Genomic DNA, 16,046 nt, shown 5'->3' with positions numbered 1-16,046 from the left:
GCTAAGAATGTATTGGATTAACAGAGTTATTCCTAGTTTTGATACCATGTGAAATTAAATCTTCAAAATGCTATTTAATTTCACATGATTTATTGTTTTAGTTATGGAAATTGCCTGGAGCGTTTTAAACTGAATTCTAACCTTGCTGTAGTAGCAATGCATTCTATATTTAACTTAATCTCTGGTAAGACATATTGATTACTTTTTCACTGATTAATCTTGTTTAAAAAGTACAAAGGCCTTATTATCAAATGTGTTTATAATAGGGTTTAATCTTTAAGTGTTTGCCTGCAGGTAATCAAATTATTAATATTAATTTGTAATAAAGACTAAATGAAATTTTTTTTTAAATGCTTTTTAATTATTACGGCTATGATATCTAACCTTTTGTCTTCACAAAATAAGTCTGTGATAAGTGATACTGTAGTAAATACTAAGAACGCTAAAATAATTGTTGATCTGCCCGCAGCTAAAAATTCTTCAGAGAAAAATAAAAAGTATCCTGTGTTTTTTATATTAGATTCTCAGGAAAAAAATATTGTTGATATAGTTAAATCAAACATATATTATTTACAAAATTTTGGTAAAGAGATTCCTGAGGTAATATTCGTAAGAGTGGAGATATATGACCGCTCTAAGTTATATTTTGGTGAAGGGGTAAATGAGTTAGCAGAGATGTTGAGAAAAACAATTGTTCACCTTAATCAATATAATGCATTGAATTATAATATTATTTTAGGTCATTCTAATTCTGCATCCTTTGTTTTAGACATTGCAAACAATTTAAACTTCAGTAAGCTGTTCCATGCGTATATTGCGTACTCTCCATCCAAGACCGTCGATAAATTAAATGTTCCGGCACAGGATATAAATTTATACTTATCCCATGGAGGTATGGGACAATATGAAAACTCGTTTAAAAAAGAAACGGAAGCGTATAAAGAAAAAGTTGATAGTATAAATAGTCCCAGTTTTAAGGTGAAATATGATTATTTCCCCAATGCAAATCACAATACCATAATTCCTATGTCTATTTACAACTCCATAAACTATGTTTTTGATCCTTGGATTATAAGCAGTTTAGAGACTGATTTTATTTTAAACAATAAATATGATATTTTAGGAAATTTAAAAAGGAAATATCATTTGCTTGAACGTATTACGAATTCAAAGTACAAGATATCTCCTAACGAGTACGTGTATATAGCTAATCTGTATTACGATATCAAAGACTATAGCAGAGCTATATCTATTACTGATGAAGCTTTAACCAATTCCTCACGACAAGATCCTGATTATTATAAAATTTATTTTAATAGGGCATTGTATTATTTTAAAATTGAAAACCTCTCAAAAGCCAAAGAAAATATAGTTCTGGCCCAGAAATACATAACTAAAGAAACGGATGAATATAATTATGCATATCCAATGATATTGTATTATGATAAATTTCTAGACATTTATAGCACTACTGCTGGTAGTACTGATAAAGAAAAGAAGATCACTCAACTTCTTCAGTTAATTAATGATGAAAAGAAAATTAGTAATAACAATCTTCTGGTGAATTTTATAAAGGAAAATTTGCTGGAAATGAAAAAGTAGATTAGAAAAATGTTTCACACTACCTTTCCCTTCTACAGACAGCCTGATGCAAAAGACTGTGGTCCGACTTGTTTGCGAATAATAGCTAAATACTTCGGTAAAACACTTTCTATAGAACAAATACGTCTTCTTTCAGAGACAACCCGGGAAGGAAGTAGCCTTAAAGGGATAAGTACAGCGGCGGAACAGGTAGGTTTTAAAACTATGGCAGTCAAAATTAACTGTAATATGCTGGTTGATGATCCTCCACTGCCATGCATTCTCCACTGGGATAAAAATCACTTTGTTGTTTTATACAAAATAGAAATAAAAAATAATAAATATTACTTTCATATTTCTGATCCGGGATTTGGTATTCTTAAATATGAGCAGGAAGAATTTCTTAAACGTTGGATTGATGAAGATGCTACCGAAGAAACAGAAGAAGGAGTTGTCTTATTTTTAGAACCTACATCTGATTTCTCAAAAAGAAGCCTCGATAAAAAAGACCATAAACCCAGCCTTAAGTTTCTATCTAAATACCTGTTTGAATACAAATTGCTGGTTGCGCAATTAGTGATAGGACTTTTAGCAGGAAGTTTGCTGTCACTTATTTTCCCATTTCTTACCCAAAGTATTGTGGATGTTGGGATACAGAATCGGGACTTAAACTTTATTTATATAGTTCTCCTTGCTCAGGTTATGCTTTTTTTAGGAAAAACGGGAATTGAAATTACTCGCAGCTGGATTCTCCTTCATCTTTCTACACGCATCAATATTTCTATCATTTCTGAATTCTTCATTAAACTGATGAAACTGCCCATTAGTTTCTTTGATACAAGAATGACAGGTGATATTATGCAGAGGATTAATGATCATCACAGAATAGAACAGCTGCTCACCACTTCTTCACTCAATACTTTGTTCTCATTAGTCAATCTAATCATTTTCAGTATTGTTTTGCTGTACTATGATTACAGGCTTTTTATAGTATATCTGATAGGGGCAGGTTTATATGTCGGTTGGATCACTTTTTTCCTTAAAAAAAGAGAAAAACTGGATTATAAAAGATTTTCACAGATTTCACAGGAACAAAGTACAGTGATTGAACTTATCAATGGTATGCAGGAAATAAAAATGCATAACGCTGAAAAGAAAAAGCGTTGGGATTGGGAAGATGTACAGGCCAAATTATTTGACATAAGGATTGAGTCTCTTTCATTAGAACAATGGCAGTCTGTTGGCGGAAATTTCATTAATCAGATGAAAGATATTTTCGTGAGTTTTTTATCTGCAAAATTAGTGTTGGATGGGAATCTCACGTTAGGAATGATGCTTTCCGTACAATATATTGTTGGTCAGCTTAATAGCCCGTTATTACAACTCATCGATTTTATTAAGCAAACTCAAGATGCTAAGATTTCTTTAGAAAGGCTGGGGGAAATACATGAAAAAGAAGATGAGGAGCTCACCACCGAGAAATATGCAGAAAAGATTCCTCCAAAGGACATTGAAATTAAAGATATATCATTCAGATATGTAGGTTCAAAGCAATATGTTTTCGAAAACTTAAACCTGATTATTCCTTATCAAAAAACAACAGCAATTGTTGGATCTAGTGGAAGCGGGAAAACTACCCTTTTGAAACTGATTATGAAATTCTATGAACCTGAAACAGGAGAAATAAAAATTGGTAATACTGATTTGAAAAACATTTCACCAAGATTTTGGCGGGAGCATTGTGGAGTGGTAATGCAAGATGGATATGTTTTTAATGATTCAATTGAAGAAAATATTGCTGTAGGAGAAGAAGAAATAGATCAGGAAAAATTGCTGAAAGCGGTAGAAATTGCTAATATCAAAGACTTTATTGAAGAATTGCCTCTCGGTTACAATACCCGGATAGGTAACGAAGGTATAGGGATCAGTGGGGGACAGAAGCAAAGACTTTTTATTGCAAGAGCTGTTTATAAATCTCCTGAATATATTTTCTTTGATGAGGCTACTTCATCTTTGGATGCTAATAACGAGAGGATAATCATGAAGAATCTGGAGCAGTTTTTCAAAGGTAAGACGGCAATAGTCATTGCGCATCGACTTTCTACGGTAAAAAATGCAGATAAAATTATTGTTTTGGATAAAGGATGTGTGGTAGAAGAAGGCAATCATGCTGAATTAGTTGCAAAGAAAGGAGAATATTATAGACTTGTAAAAAATCAATTAGAACTTGGAAGCTAAAAAAAAGATATCAGATAAACTAAAACTTCATTCAGACAGTGTTCAAAAGATACTTTCTACCTCACCTCATTGGATGATTCGATGGGGAAACACTATGGTATTTATTGTTTTACTGCTCCTTATTTTGATAGGTTATCTCATTAAATATCCAGAGTATATCCGTGAATCCATTGTTCTTACGTGTCAAAATTGTCCTGAAAAAATACAAGCGAAAACCACTTCCAAAATTGAAAAAATTTTCATTAAAAATGACCAATATGTAGATAAAGGAAAAGTTTTAGTGGTGCTGCAGTCTTCAGCAAGGTATCAAGATGTTTTTAAACTAAAAAATAGTATGGATTCTTTATCTTCTGACCAGATCCATTCTTTTCCTATCCAGGAAGTTTCTCATTACAAATTGGGGGAATTACAAGACGATTTTAATGCTTTTTCAAAAGTTTTCATTAATGAAGGGCAATCTGTCAATCTAAAATCCAATAGACGATTTAATATGGAGGGACAGGGAATCCAACATACTCAATCATCACAATGTGTAAAGTTATTGGAAAAATTAAAAAAATCTCTGAAGCAATGGGAGTCTAAGCATTTGGTAATTGCATCTAAGGCTGGAATAGCAAGCTTCTCTCAAGTGTGGAAAGAAAATCAGTTGATTAGAACGGGAGATACTCTATTGTCCATTTTGCCCCAAGAAAAAGAAGAATATGTAGCGACTGTACCCATTTCATTAACTGATGCTCGTAAAATTGCAGCAGGTCAAAAAGTTTTAATAAAATTAGACAATTACCCTTATCAAGAATATGGGGTTGTAGAGGGAAGGGTGCAAAGCATAACTACGGTTCCTGATAAAACAGGTGAGTATGGGGTGAGAGTTAATCTTCCTGACGGCTTAAAAACCTCTTATCACAAAAAGCTTCATTTTGATCGGGAGCTTAAAGGGGAAGCTGAAATTATAGTAAAAGATGTAAGATTAATTGAACGATTCTTTCATGAAATTAAATGAATGAATCAATAGCTTATTTATGGTCTCTCTGATTAAATAATATCCCAAAATTAAAAAACCTTAAATTATTGATTTAAATAATTTAAGGTTTTGTTTTGTGGAGTTGGAGGGATTCGAACCCTCGTCCAAACAAGCAATACATAAGCTTTCTACATGCTTATTCTACCATTGTTTTTCGACTGGAAGCAGAGGATAGACACCCAACTACCAGCTTATCTTCTGAGGTTTTCGAGCTTTAGCCAAAGCTTCTAAAGCCTTATTTCTGCATTCCTATATCCCAGGATCAAACGCCGCAGAACAGAGCATTTGTGGAATATCTTGCTTCCCTACTGAAATCTTCAGGAAAACGCTTGATCTACTATACTTCGATATTAAGCTGCAAGAGCGAACTCTTCGTTGCCAGTTAAAATTTTGTAGCAAGGGATTATAGAGATCGCGCTACGGTTCTCTGCATGCTTACTTACCCATTGGTCTTGCTGTCGAAACCAGTCAACCCCATGAATAAAGTGAATGCAAAGATAATGCTTTTTGTTTACATTTCATTAATGTTGGTGGTTTTAATAGAAATTAGGAAACAAAATGAGTAACCTGAAGTTTTAAGAATTGAATATCCGGTCATTGTGGATAAAAATATTATTGTTTGTTAACAGGCTTTAATACGGGGTTTTTTAAGGGACTTAAGGTGGAGCAGCGATTGTTTGTTGCAATATATTTTGTGTTCTCATAAAAATTGTCTAGTTTTGCAATCCAAAATGAGATGTAAAATATGTTAATAATTCCAGTAAAAGATGGTGAATCCATCGACAGAGCTTTAAAAAAATACAAGAGAAAATTTGATAAAACAGGAACTGTTCGTCAATTAAGATCTAGACAACAGTTTATTAAGCCTTCTGTAACTTTGAGACAAGCTAGACTAAAAGCGGCTTACAAACAAAGAGCGCTTAGCAAAGAAGAGCAGGCTTAAGATTTTTTCTTAACCATATATTAATTCACTTCTTAAATTCTTATATTTGAGGAGTGAATTTTTATTTTTATACCTATGATGCTGGAAAAGTTTTTAGAATACTTACAATTCGAAAAAAGATATTCTCCTCATACCATCACAAGCTACAAAAAAGACCTTGAAGACTTTTCCCATTTCTTTCTCCGAACAGAATCTTCCGACAATTTAGCCAAGGCAGACAAAAAGATTATCCGGAATTTTATTGTTGAACTCAGTGAAAATGACATTTCCAAAAGAAGTATCAACAGAAAATTATCCTCGCTCCGTAGCTTCTATCTTTTTCTTTTAAAAATAGGGGAGATTAAAGTTTCTCCTACCGAAGGTATTTCTTCTCTGAAGTTTTACGCTGAAAAACAGATTCCTATATCTAAAGAGGAAATGATAGATCTCAATCAAAGAATTTTCGAACAGGTACATGATGTACTTGAAGAATGTATTATGGAGGTTCTTTATCAGACCGGAATGCGAAAAGCGGAACTTTGTGGCCTGATATTTGAAAATGTTGACTTATATGAAAATGAATTAAAAGTAATAGGAAAAGGGAATAAAGAAAGGGTAATTCCTATTTCCTGTGAACTGTCTGAACTCCTTAAAAGTTATCTGGAAATAAGAAATCCACAGACAGAATTTAAATCATATTTTTTCGTAAATAAGAAAGGGAAAAAACTCAATGAAAAATTTGTTTATGTGGTAGTTAATAAGTACCTTAGTCTTATAACAACGAAAGAAAAAAAAAGTCCTCACATCCTTCGGCATAGCTTTGCTACTCACGTTTTGGATAATGGGGCGGAGATCTCCAAAGTGAAAAAAATATTAGGGCATTCCAGCCTTGCCAGTACTCAAGTCTATACGAATGCTAATATTGAACAATTGAAAAAAGTGTTTAATCAGGCTCACCCTCGAGCATCAAAAAAAGAAGAATTATGAAGATTTCAGTTCAATCAATCGGTTTAACACCACACGAACCACTAGAGTCACACATCGACAAAAAAGTTAGCAAATTGGATACCTTCTATGACAAGATTCAGGAATGTAAGGTATTTTTGAAAGTAGAAAATAATGCTGATAAAGCAAATAAAACAGCCGAGATTATTTTGGCGGTTCCGGGAGACGATATCGTAGTAAAGAAGACTTCCACCAGTTTTGAGGAAAGTTTGGACCTTTGTGTTGATACTGCTAAAAAGCTACTAATCAAGAAAAAAGAAATGGCATAGAAAAAAAAGTTAAAAAAAGTTTATAAAATATTTGAGAATTCAAAAAATCCGTTCTATATTTGCACTCGCAAAAAAGGAACAGCGATCTTTTGAATTCTTTTTTATATTTGCCTCCATAGCTCAGTTGGCCAGAGCACGTGATTTGTAATCTCGGGGTCGTGGGTTCGAATCCCTCTGGAGGCTCATAAAATATAAACTTTTGGGGAGATTCCAGAGTGGCTAAATGGGACTGACTGTAACTCAGTTGCTTCGGCTTCGTAGGTTCGAATCCTGCTCTCCCCACTTTATATTTTTATAAAAAAAACTTGCAAGATTAAATAAGTTTTCTTAGTTTTGCACAGCGTTTACCAATAGTTTTGGAAACAAAATTGCGGAAGTAGCTCAGTTGGTAGAGCGTCAGCCTTCCAAGCTGAATGTCGCGGGTTCGACCCCCGTCTTCCGCTCAAAGAAATCACACCATAAAGGTGATTTTTTTTAACACTGAAATGTGTAGAGTAGAGTTTCTCGATCAGTTTCAGTCCTTTATTAAAATGCCTCCATAGCTCAGTTGGCCAGAGCACGTGATTTGTAATCTCGGGGTCGTGGGTTCGAATCCCTCTGGAGGCTCATAAAATATAAACTTTTGGGGAGATTCCAGAGTGGCTAAATGGGACTGACTGTAACTCAGTTGCTTCGGCTTCGTAGGTTCGAATCCTGCTCTCCCCACTTTATATTTTTATAAAAAAAACTTGCAAGATTAAATAAGTTTTCTTAGTTTTGCACAGCGTTTACCAATAGTTTTGGAAACAAAATTGCGGAAGTAGCTCAGTTGGTAGAGCGTCAGCCTTCCAAGCTGAATGTCGCGGGTTCGACCCCCGTCTTCCGCTCAACAAAAAATCATGCTGCTTAGTATGATTTTTTTAGTTGATGCCGACTTAGCTCAGCGGTAGAGTGCTTCCTTGGTAAGGAAGAGGTCACGGGTTCAAGTCCCGTAGTTGGCTCTCGATTTTCCCGAATTTTCTTCGGGATTTTTTTATACCCAAATTTGGTGTTAGAAAATTAGAGGGAAACAATTCTGCACTTCAAGAGATCTTATCGTTAAACATCTGCTTAGATAAAATGCTCAATTGATCTATCCAAACATTTTCGCCTGAAATTTTTAAAGATCAAATGGAGATGGGCTATGAATTTTACTTCCGCTTTACAATCACAATCATAAAATTTTCGTTAAATTCGTGTAAAATAAATTTTTGATGAATATTCTTTTACTGGAAGATGATCTCATTCTGTCTGCAGAATTGTGCAGATTTTTAGAATCAAATAATTTTAACTGTGATAAGATCTATGACGGAGAAACTTTTCTCCGCCAGATAAAAAACAGTAGTTATGATCTGTATTTACTCGATATTAATGTTCCTAAAATAAATGGGCTTGATGTCTGTCAGACGATCCGTTCTTTTGACAAAAATACTCCCATCATTATCATTTCTGCCTATGGAGATATTTCTGATAAAAAAGATGCCTTCACAAGGCTGGCCGATGATTATCTGGTAAAACCTTTTCAGTTTGAAGAACTTCTGTTAAGAATCAATTCACTGCTAAGGAGAAAAGCGCCTTCTGATAATTCCGATCAGGATATTCTAAGAATTGATGACCTTATTATCAACAAAACAGAGCAGAAGGTGTATCGCGGAGGAAATGAAATAACGCTTACCCTTAAAGAATTCCAGCTGTTGGTTTATCTTGCGGAAGCGCAGGGAAGAACGGTTTCCAAGCAACAGATCACCGAACATGTATGGGAACACAATTTCAATACAAATACCAATACGGTGGAAGTTTATATCAATTTCCTGAGGAAGAAGATCGACAAAGATTTTAAAATAAAACTTATCCACACCCGTTCAGGTTTCGGATACTATCTAAGCCCACTATAAATGTCTTTAAAAAGAAAGATCGCTTTAACGATAAGTATTGCCTTTTCATTATTATTTGGAATGGTGATGGCGGTCATTTATTTATCTTTTAATGACTTCAGAAGAGATGAGTTTAAAGAAAGATTCAGGCAGAGGCTTGAGTTTACTTCTCATTTCATCTCAAAATCTAAAGACTTTGAAGAAGAAGCTCCCGTTTTTTTCAATGAAAATTCAGATAATATTCTTTTGAATGAAAAGATTTTAATTTTCAATGAGAAAAAAGAACTGATCTACAGTACAATAAAAGACCGAAATGTCATCTGGGATAGTGCCATGCTTAAAGAGCTGGATAAAAAGAAGATTATCTATACAGAAAAAACTGTCCCCGAAATCTATGCAGCACTCAGGAATATTAACGGTGAAAATTATTATATCCTTACCAGTGCTTTTGATACCAATGGGAAATCGAAGTTAGGATATCTTAAATATCTTTTGATTACAGCGTATGTGATGAGTACCATGCTTATTGGTTTCTTCAGTTATTATTTTGTGGAAAAGTTCCTCCGTCCTCTGGAAGATCTGAACAAAGAAATTTCTGAAGTTACAGCTCATAAACTCACCACGCAGATTCCGGTAGAGCAGTCCAATGATGAAGTAAGTGTTCTTGCCAAATCCTTTAATACAATGATTGGAAGGCTGGATGATGTATTTCAGTCACAGAAAGATTTTACGGCCAGTGCTTCGCATGAGATCAGAACTCCTATTACAAGAATGGCATTTCAGTTGGAAAACCTTATTAAGTTTGAAGAACATTCTCCGGAAACCCTGTCTTCCTTAAAACAAATTCAGAGGGATGTATATCAGCTGTCAGATCTGACCAACTCACTTTTACTGCTGACCAAATTTGATAAAGAAAATATTCAGAGTATTTATGAGGAAGTGAGAATCGATGAAGTTATTTTTGAAGCTTTTGAAGCGGTGGAGAAAAGTTATCCACAACTTAAGCTGGATTTTCTGATCAATGAAGAAAGTTCTGAAAATGCTTTTCTGACTATAAAAGGAATTCAGTCGCTAATGGTAATTGTATTTATCAACTTGTTTAAAAATGCAGCAGTGTATTCAGATAATACCGAAGTGAATGTTCTGATCACTGAAACCAATGATAATCTTTCCATCGAAGTTATTTCCCATGGTAATACTATTTCTGAAGATGAGCAGGCTAAACTGTTTGAAGCTTTCACGAGAGGAAATAATGCACAGAATATAGCGGGGTCAGGATTAGGTCTTAGAATTGTCAAAAGGATTCTGGAATATCATGATGCAGATATTATATACTCTTCACCTGAAGATAATATGAATAAGTTTACCCTATTTTTTAAAAAATAAATGAAAAGCAACTGATAGGAAAACAGTTGCTTTTTTGTTAAACTCTTGATTAATTTTTTTAATAAAAATTCAATAGTTGGAGAAAAATTAACTGATTTTATCTGGTGATTCATTGTATAAATGGCCTGTTCAAGCCTATTTTAATATTTTTTTAAGCGTCATTTAAGTTTCTTTTAATCGCATCAAAGCAATTTTGTAATTTAAAAAGAAAAATAATGAACAGAATTGCAGTGCTGTGCCTCGCCGTTTCCTCATTCATGGCGGCACAACAGCAAATGTCTCTTTTGGAATGCGAAGAAGCTTTTCAGAAGAACAACCTCCAGCTGCTCGCCGAACAATACAACATCAATATGGCTGATGCAGATATTCTGCAGGCTAAAATCTGGGAGTTGCCTCAATTGAGCGGGCAATTCAACGCTTACAATCCTCAGGACAAAAAATTTTTTGATGTAGGACATTCTAAAGGAGCAGGTATTACTCAATTGATTTACATGGGTGGCAAAAAGAAAAACGAAATCGCTTTTGCCAGATCCAATAAAGAACTTGCTCAACTTCAGTTTTCACAATTGCTGGTAGATTTAAGATCCCAGCTCCGTTCTGCCTATTTTAATCTTTACTACGAAAAATTAAAGCTGGAGAATACCAACAGGCAGCTAGGGTATATGAATGATCTTTTAAATGCCTATCGTGTACAGTCAGCAAAAGGAAATGTTTCCCTTAAAGACGCCGTAAGGCTGCAGAGTATTGTAATTCAGCTTAATCATGATAAACTGGAGATCAATAAAAATATTCTTGATTTTGAACAGAATCTGAAAGTTCTGACAGGTGTTTCTGAAGAAATAGAGCCTACGATGTCCGAAACCGAAGCTAAAGAAGCGCTTGCTGCGCAGCCTTTTGGAGATGAAGAAGAACTGAAAAGCAAAGCCCTGGAAAATAATGCAGATTATCGGTATAATTTGAAGCTTATTGATAACAGTAAGCTGTATGCACAGTGGCAGAAATCATTGAATGTACCGGATGTTACCGTAGGTGCTGCATGGGACCAGGCAGGAGGAACCTTCAATAACGAAGCCAATCTTACGTTGGGAATTCCTTTACCGCTATGGAAAGCCAATCAGGGGAATGTAGTAAAAGCAAACTATGCTATCCAACAGAATCAAAAAAATGCAGACTTTCAAAAACTGACTCTCGAAACTAAAGTTCAATCTGCCTATAAAACCTGGAAAGCACAATATGACCAGCTTCTTGATGTGAAAACGACAGACCTTCAGAATATGGAGCTTGTTTACAACGGAATGCTGAACAATTTCAGAAAAGGAAATGTCAACCTGATCGAGTTCACAGACTTTATGGACAGCTACAGGGAGACCGCTCTTCAGATCTATGATATGAAAAATGAGATCATGCAATCTGCAGAACAGCTTAATCAACTAGTACAAACGAAAATCTTCTATTAAAATGATGAAAACATATATTATCCCCGCATTAATGATTCTTTCATTAATGGCCTGTTCCAAAAAAGAGGAAGACAAAAATATTCACACAAAAAAAGGATTTGAGCTCAGTAACACCATGCTGAATTCTATTTCCCTGGCAAAAGTTGAAAAAAAGAATATAGAAGATGAATACAGCTTTTACGGAAAAATTTCAGCAGACAAAAACAGCTATATAGACGTATACCCTTTGGTAGGAGGAAATGTGATGAGTGTCAATGTAGAATTGGGGGACTATGTGAAAAAAGGGCAGGTATTGGCAACCATCAGGAGTACAGAGCTGGCAGAAATTCAAAAGGATGTAAGTGATGCAAAAACAGATCTTGTAGTGGCCAAAAATAATCTCCGTGTAGCAAAAGAGCTCTACGAAGGAAAGCTTAATACAGAAAGAGATGTTCTGGAAGCTAAAAGTCAGTTACAAAAAGCAGAAGACCAGTTGCAGAGAGCCGCAGCTGTAAGTACGGTTTATAATGTGAAGACCGGAAATATATACAGTGTGGTAGCACCTATCAGCGGTTATATTGTTCAGAAAAGTATCAATAAAGACATGCAGCTGAGAAGTGACAGAAGTGATAATATATTTGATGTGGCCAATACTACCAATGTGTGGGCCATTATGAATGTTAATGAATCTGATATCGATAAGATTAGTCTTGGAATGAAAGCTCAGGTATCCACACTTTCTTATCCGGACAAAGTTTTTGATGGAAAAATTGATAAAATATTCAAAATTATTGATCCGCAGACCAATGCCATGCAGGCAAGAGTTGTATTGGATAATGCCAATGGACTTTTGATCCCAGAAAGTAAAGCCACAATAAAAGTTTCCAGTCTGGAAAGCAACTCTACACTTACCGTTCCATCCAAAGCAGTGATTTTTGATGATAATAAAAGCTTTGTGGTGATTTTCAAATCCAGAACAGATGTAAAGATCAGAGAAATCAAAGTTTTAAAGCAGGTGGGTGATGTCACCTATATTGCAGACGGTCTGAAAGAAGGAGAAGAAGTGATTACCAACAACCAGCTGCTGATCTACCGTTCGCTGAACAGCTAGTCTTATTAAACCATTAAGAATATTCACTTTTTTCTTTAACGGCTTTTTTAGGTCAACAATGTATCTATCATGAATAAATTCATAAAAAATATAATCGCTTTTTCATTAAAAAATAAAGCATTTACCTTTATCTGGGTAGCGATTTTAGCCATCTCCGGTTTTATAAGTTTCAAAAATATGCCTATTGAAGCTTTTCCGGATGTAACCAACACCCAGATTGTAATCATCACCCAATGGAATGGACGTAGCGCAGAAGAAGTAGAACGTTTTGTCACGACACCCATCGAATTGGCGATGAGCCCGGTTCAGAAAAAGACAAGTGTAAGAAGTACCACCATGTTTGGGCTTTCTATTGTTAAAATTCTGTTTGACGACGGGGTGGATGATACTTTTGCCAGAAATCAGGTTAATAACCAGTTAAGAACCATTAGCCTTCCTGATGAGGTAGACCCTGAAGTACAGCCACCCTACGGGCCAACCGGTGAGATTTTCAGATATACGCTGGAAAGTAAAACCAAAGATTCACGTGCATTGCTTACCCTGCAAAACTGGGTAATAGACCGTGCTCTGAGAGGTGTTCCCGGAGTAGCGGATATCAACGTTTTCGGAGGACAGGATAAAGTTTTTGAACTCAGTATTGATCCGAGAGCATTGGATAAATACAATCTGACACCCCTTCAGGTTTATGATGCGGTAACAAAGAGTAACCTGAATGTAGGAGGTGATGTTATTGAAAAAAATGGCCAGGCTTATGTCGTAAGAGGGATTGGTCTGGTAAAATCTGTAGCCGATATTGGAAATATTACCATTCAGAATGACAGTGGAAATCCTGTTTTGGTAAAAAATGTAGCAGAAGTTCATGAAAGCTCTATGCCTAGAGTAGGACAGGCTGCACTGAATCATCATGACGATACAGTAGAAGGAATCGTTGTGATGAGAAAAGGAGAGAATCCAAGAGAAGTACTGGTAGGAGTGAAGGCTAAAATTAAAGAACTTAACGAAAAAGTACTTCCCAAAGATGTTAAAATGGTCACTTTCTACGACCGCGACAATCTGATGGATTTCACTACGCATACTGTAATGCATAACCTTATTGAAGGAATTGTACTGGTAACGGTAATCGTTTTAATCTTTATGGCCGACTGGAGAACTACGCTGATTGTTTCCATCATCATTCCTCTATCCTTGCTGTTTGCATTTTTATGTTTAAAACTTGCCGGGATGAGTGCCAACCTGCTTTCGTTAGGTGCCGTAGACTTCGGGATTATCATAGACGGAGCCGTCGTCATGGTGGAAGGCCTCTTCGTAATGCTGGATCATAAAGCGAAGCGGTACGGAACGGAGAAGTTTAATAAACTGGCAAAAGGAGGCTGGATCAAGCAGACCGGAACCGGACTGGGAAAAGCAATCTTCTTTTCGAAATTAATTATCATCACTTCCCTGATTCCTATTTTCTCATTTCAGAAAGTAGAAGGGAAAATGTTCTCTCCTCTGGCATTTACCTTAGGATTTGCATTAATGGGAGCGTTGATATTTACCTTAACATTAGTACCTGTTCTTTCCCATATCCTTTTAAATAAGAATGTAAGAGAAAAAAATAACCCGTTTGTTAATTTCTGGGACAGAATCGTTTTGAAAGGCTTTAATCTAACTTTTAAGCACAAAAAAATGAGTATGATCGTGGCGATCTCTTTCCTGGCAGTTACATTGTTTTCCGGTAAATTTTTAGGAACGGAATTCCTGCCTCAGTTAAATGAAGGTTCATTGTGGATCACTGCCGAAATGCCAATGAGCTCCTCATTAAAAGAATCTCTGAAAACAGCAGATCTTTTAAAGAAAGACATCATGAGCTTCTCCGAAGTAACAGATGTTCTTGCACAGACGGGAAGGAGTAATGACGGAACTGACCCCAACGGATTTGGATTTGTACAGTTTGCGGTGAACCTTAAGCCAAGAGAAGAATGGAAGCGTAAGATTACTTATGATGAACTGATCAATGAAATAGACAAAAAGCTCAGAAGTTATCAGGGAATTACCTTCAACTATTCTCAACCGATTTCCGATAACGTAGCAGAAGCCGTGGCTGGTTTTAAAGCTGAAAACGGAATTAAAATCTACGGTGATAACCTGGAAACCCTAGACAAATTAGCTCATGAAGTTTTATTAAAAATTAAAGATGTGAAAGGGGTAAAAGATCCGGGAATTATTAAAAATATTGGGCAACCGGAAGTGAGCGTAGTTTTGGATAGAGATAAGATGGCTGCTTACGGAGTAATGCCTGCGGATGCACAAGCTGTGCTGGAAATGGCATTTGGAGGGAAAACAGCCTCTGAAATGTTCGATGGGGAAAGAAAATTCCCGATTCGTCTTCGTTATTCTCAGGAATACAGAACCAATGAAAACGATATCGCTGCTTTAATGGTGCCTACACAAGATGGAGCAAAAATTCCGTTAAAAGAAATAAGTACCATTGTTAAGGATAACGGAGCTGCATTTATCTACAGAGACAATATCAAACGATATATAGGGGTTAAATTCTCCATTCGTGACAGAGATTTGGGAAGTACGATTGCCGATGCCCAGAAAAAAGTAGAAACTATTGAGCTTCCTGACGGCTATTCTGTAGGATGGACAGGTCAGTTTGAAAACCAGCAGCGTGCCTCGCACAGGTTAGCACAGGTTGTACCCGTGAGTATTCTGATGATTTTCTTCCTGTTGTTTATTCTGTTCGGGAATATGAAAGATTCTCTTTTGGTATTAGCAAATGTACCCTTTGCTTTGATTGGAGGAATTATTGCCTTACATGTTACCGGAATCAATTTTGGAATTTCCGCCGGAGTAGGGATGATTGCTCTTCTGGGCATTTGTATTCAGAACGGTGTTATTCTCATCACAGAGTTTCATCAGAATGTTAAAGACGGAATGGATATAGATACGGCCATCTTAAATGGAGTGAAATCCAGAACCCGGCCTGTCATTATGACAGCGCTTATGGCTTCCATCGGATTGATGCCGGCAGCCTTGTCTACAGGAATCGGATCGGAGTCTCAGAAACCTCTGGCCATTGTCATTATCGGAGGGCTGATTACCGCAACTGTGCTTACCCTGCTTATTTTCCCGATTATCTTCTGGATCTTCAACAGAACAAAAAGCTCAGTCAGATTTAATTAATCTTTCATTTATAT

Annotated in this window: 11 protein-coding genes, 7 tRNA genes and 1 other RNA gene; 18 read left to right on the top strand and 1 reads right to left on the bottom strand. The window is 35.8% G+C overall.

All coding sequences use genetic code 11. The features are described 5' to 3' along the window. The first annotated feature begins 372 nt into the window (after positions 1 to 372). Genes DDF69_RS02870 through DDF69_RS02860 form a run of 3 tightly spaced genes read left to right on the top strand, consistent with a single transcriptional unit; the run spans position 373 to position 4,819 of the window. Entirely contained in the window at positions 373 to 1,602 is a 1,230-nt protein-coding gene (locus tag DDF69_RS02870; protein WP_162800862.1) for a hypothetical protein, read from the top strand. A gap of 9 nt (positions 1,603 to 1,611) precedes the next feature. Next, positions 1,612 to 3,819, top strand: coding sequence for a peptidase domain-containing ABC transporter (locus tag DDF69_RS02865; protein WP_114819442.1), 2,208 nt, complete (start codon positions 1,612 to 1,614; stop codon positions 3,817 to 3,819). Beyond that, positions 3,809 to 4,819, top strand: a complete 1,011-nt coding sequence (locus tag DDF69_RS02860; protein WP_114819441.1) for an HlyD family secretion protein — start codon at positions 3,809 to 3,811, stop codon at positions 4,817 to 4,819. Before DDF69_RS02865 ends, DDF69_RS02860 begins: the two co-directional genes overlap by 11 nt. 95 nt (positions 4,820 to 4,914) lie before the next feature. Here DDF69_RS02860 and ssrA read toward each other — a convergent pair. Continuing rightward, positions 4,915 to 5,316: a transfer-messenger RNA gene (ssrA, locus tag DDF69_RS02855) on the bottom strand. Between the two features lie 269 nt (positions 5,317 to 5,585). Here ssrA and rpsU point away from each other — a divergent pair. The 15 genes from rpsU to DDF69_RS02780 all read left to right on the top strand — a co-directional run bounded on the left by rpsU (position 5,586) and on the right by DDF69_RS02780 (position 16,032). Continuing rightward, positions 5,586 to 5,783: a 30S ribosomal protein S21 gene (gene rpsU, locus DDF69_RS02850; protein WP_034693154.1), complete on the top strand. Its 198-nt coding sequence runs from the start codon at positions 5,586 to 5,588 to the stop codon at positions 5,781 to 5,783. A 78-nt stretch (positions 5,784 to 5,861) separates the two neighbouring features. Next, entirely contained in the window at positions 5,862 to 6,749 is an 888-nt protein-coding gene (locus tag DDF69_RS02845; RefSeq protein WP_114819520.1) for a tyrosine-type recombinase/integrase, read from the top strand. Then, positions 6,746 to 7,036, top strand: a complete 291-nt coding sequence (locus DDF69_RS02840) for an HPF/RaiA family ribosome-associated protein (protein WP_047435429.1) — start codon at positions 6,746 to 6,748, stop codon at positions 7,034 to 7,036. Before DDF69_RS02845 ends, DDF69_RS02840 begins: the two co-directional genes overlap by 4 nt. A gap of 109 nt (positions 7,037 to 7,145) precedes the next feature. Continuing rightward, a tRNA-Thr gene (locus tag DDF69_RS02835) sits at positions 7,146 to 7,219 on the top strand. Positions 7,220 to 7,237: 18 nt separating this feature from the next. Further along, a tRNA-Tyr gene (locus DDF69_RS02830) sits at positions 7,238 to 7,318 on the top strand. A gap of 88 nt (positions 7,319 to 7,406) precedes the next feature. Further along, positions 7,407 to 7,479, top strand: a tRNA-Gly gene (locus tag DDF69_RS02825). Positions 7,480 to 7,568: 89 nt separating this feature from the next. Then, positions 7,569 to 7,642 (top strand) — tRNA-Thr (locus DDF69_RS02820). Positions 7,643 to 7,660: 18 nt separating this feature from the next. After that, positions 7,661 to 7,741 (top strand) — tRNA-Tyr (locus DDF69_RS02815). Positions 7,742 to 7,829: 88 nt separating this feature from the next. Then, a tRNA-Gly gene (locus DDF69_RS02810) sits at positions 7,830 to 7,902 on the top strand. Between the two features lie 42 nt (positions 7,903 to 7,944). Continuing rightward, positions 7,945 to 8,016 (top strand) — tRNA-Thr (locus DDF69_RS02805). A gap of 252 nt (positions 8,017 to 8,268) precedes the next feature. Further along, on the top strand, positions 8,269 to 8,949 hold the full coding sequence (locus tag DDF69_RS02800) for a response regulator transcription factor (protein WP_114819440.1): 681 nt from the start codon (positions 8,269 to 8,271) through the stop codon (positions 8,947 to 8,949). Next, positions 8,950 to 10,314, top strand: coding sequence for an ATP-binding protein (locus tag DDF69_RS02795; RefSeq protein ID WP_114819439.1), 1,365 nt, complete (start codon positions 8,950 to 8,952; stop codon positions 10,312 to 10,314). It begins immediately after the preceding gene. Positions 10,315 to 10,529: 215 nt separating this feature from the next. After that, positions 10,530 to 11,771 (top strand): TolC family protein, encoded by a 1,242-nt coding sequence (locus DDF69_RS02790; RefSeq protein WP_114819438.1) that lies wholly within the window; start codon positions 10,530 to 10,532, stop codon positions 11,769 to 11,771. 4 nt (positions 11,772 to 11,775) lie between these two features. Then, positions 11,776 to 12,861 carry an efflux RND transporter periplasmic adaptor subunit gene (locus DDF69_RS02785; RefSeq protein WP_114819519.1) on the top strand — a complete coding sequence of 362 codons (1,086 nt, stop codon included), beginning with the start codon at positions 11,776 to 11,778 and terminating at the stop codon, positions 12,859 to 12,861. A gap of 69 nt (positions 12,862 to 12,930) precedes the next feature. Then, the gene (locus tag DDF69_RS02780; RefSeq protein WP_114819437.1) at positions 12,931 to 16,032 is read left to right on the top strand and encodes an efflux RND transporter permease subunit; all 3,102 of its coding nucleotides are present in this window, start codon (positions 12,931 to 12,933) and stop codon (positions 16,030 to 16,032) included. Positions 16,033 to 16,046: the final 14 nt, after the last annotated feature.

This window comes from Chryseobacterium sp. KLBC 52, assembly GCF_003347605.1.
Lineage (GTDB): Bacteria > Bacteroidota > Bacteroidia > Flavobacteriales > Weeksellaceae > Chryseobacterium.
This window is presented reverse-complemented; position numbering and strand designations above follow the sequence as displayed.

Bases quoted from the DNA above. Each gene is read 5' to 3' on its own strand.
- DDF69_RS02840 (WP_047435429.1), top strand. From the start codon at position 6,746: ATGAAGATTTCAGTTCAATCAATCGGTTTAACACCACACGAACCACTA.
- DDF69_RS02870 (WP_162800862.1), top strand. From the start codon at position 373: ATGATATCTAACCTTTTGTCTTCACAAAATAAGTCTGTGATAAGTGAT.
- DDF69_RS02800 (WP_114819440.1), top strand. From the start codon at position 8,269: ATGAATATTCTTTTACTGGAAGATGATCTCATTCTGTCTGCAGAATTG.
- DDF69_RS02865 (WP_114819442.1), top strand. From the start codon at position 1,612: ATGTTTCACACTACCTTTCCCTTCTACAGACAGCCTGATGCAAAAGAC.
- DDF69_RS02790 (WP_114819438.1), top strand. From the start codon at position 10,530: ATGAACAGAATTGCAGTGCTGTGCCTCGCCGTTTCCTCATTCATGGCG.
- DDF69_RS02845 (WP_114819520.1), top strand. From the start codon at position 5,862: ATGCTGGAAAAGTTTTTAGAATACTTACAATTCGAAAAAAGATATTCT.
- DDF69_RS02780 (WP_114819437.1), top strand. From the start codon at position 12,931: ATGAATAAATTCATAAAAAATATAATCGCTTTTTCATTAAAAAATAAA.
- rpsU (WP_034693154.1), top strand. From the start codon at position 5,586: ATGTTAATAATTCCAGTAAAAGATGGTGAATCCATCGACAGAGCTTTA.
- DDF69_RS02785 (WP_114819519.1), top strand. From the start codon at position 11,776: ATGAAAACATATATTATCCCCGCATTAATGATTCTTTCATTAATGGCC.
- DDF69_RS02795 (WP_114819439.1), top strand. From the start codon at position 8,950: ATGTCTTTAAAAAGAAAGATCGCTTTAACGATAAGTATTGCCTTTTCA.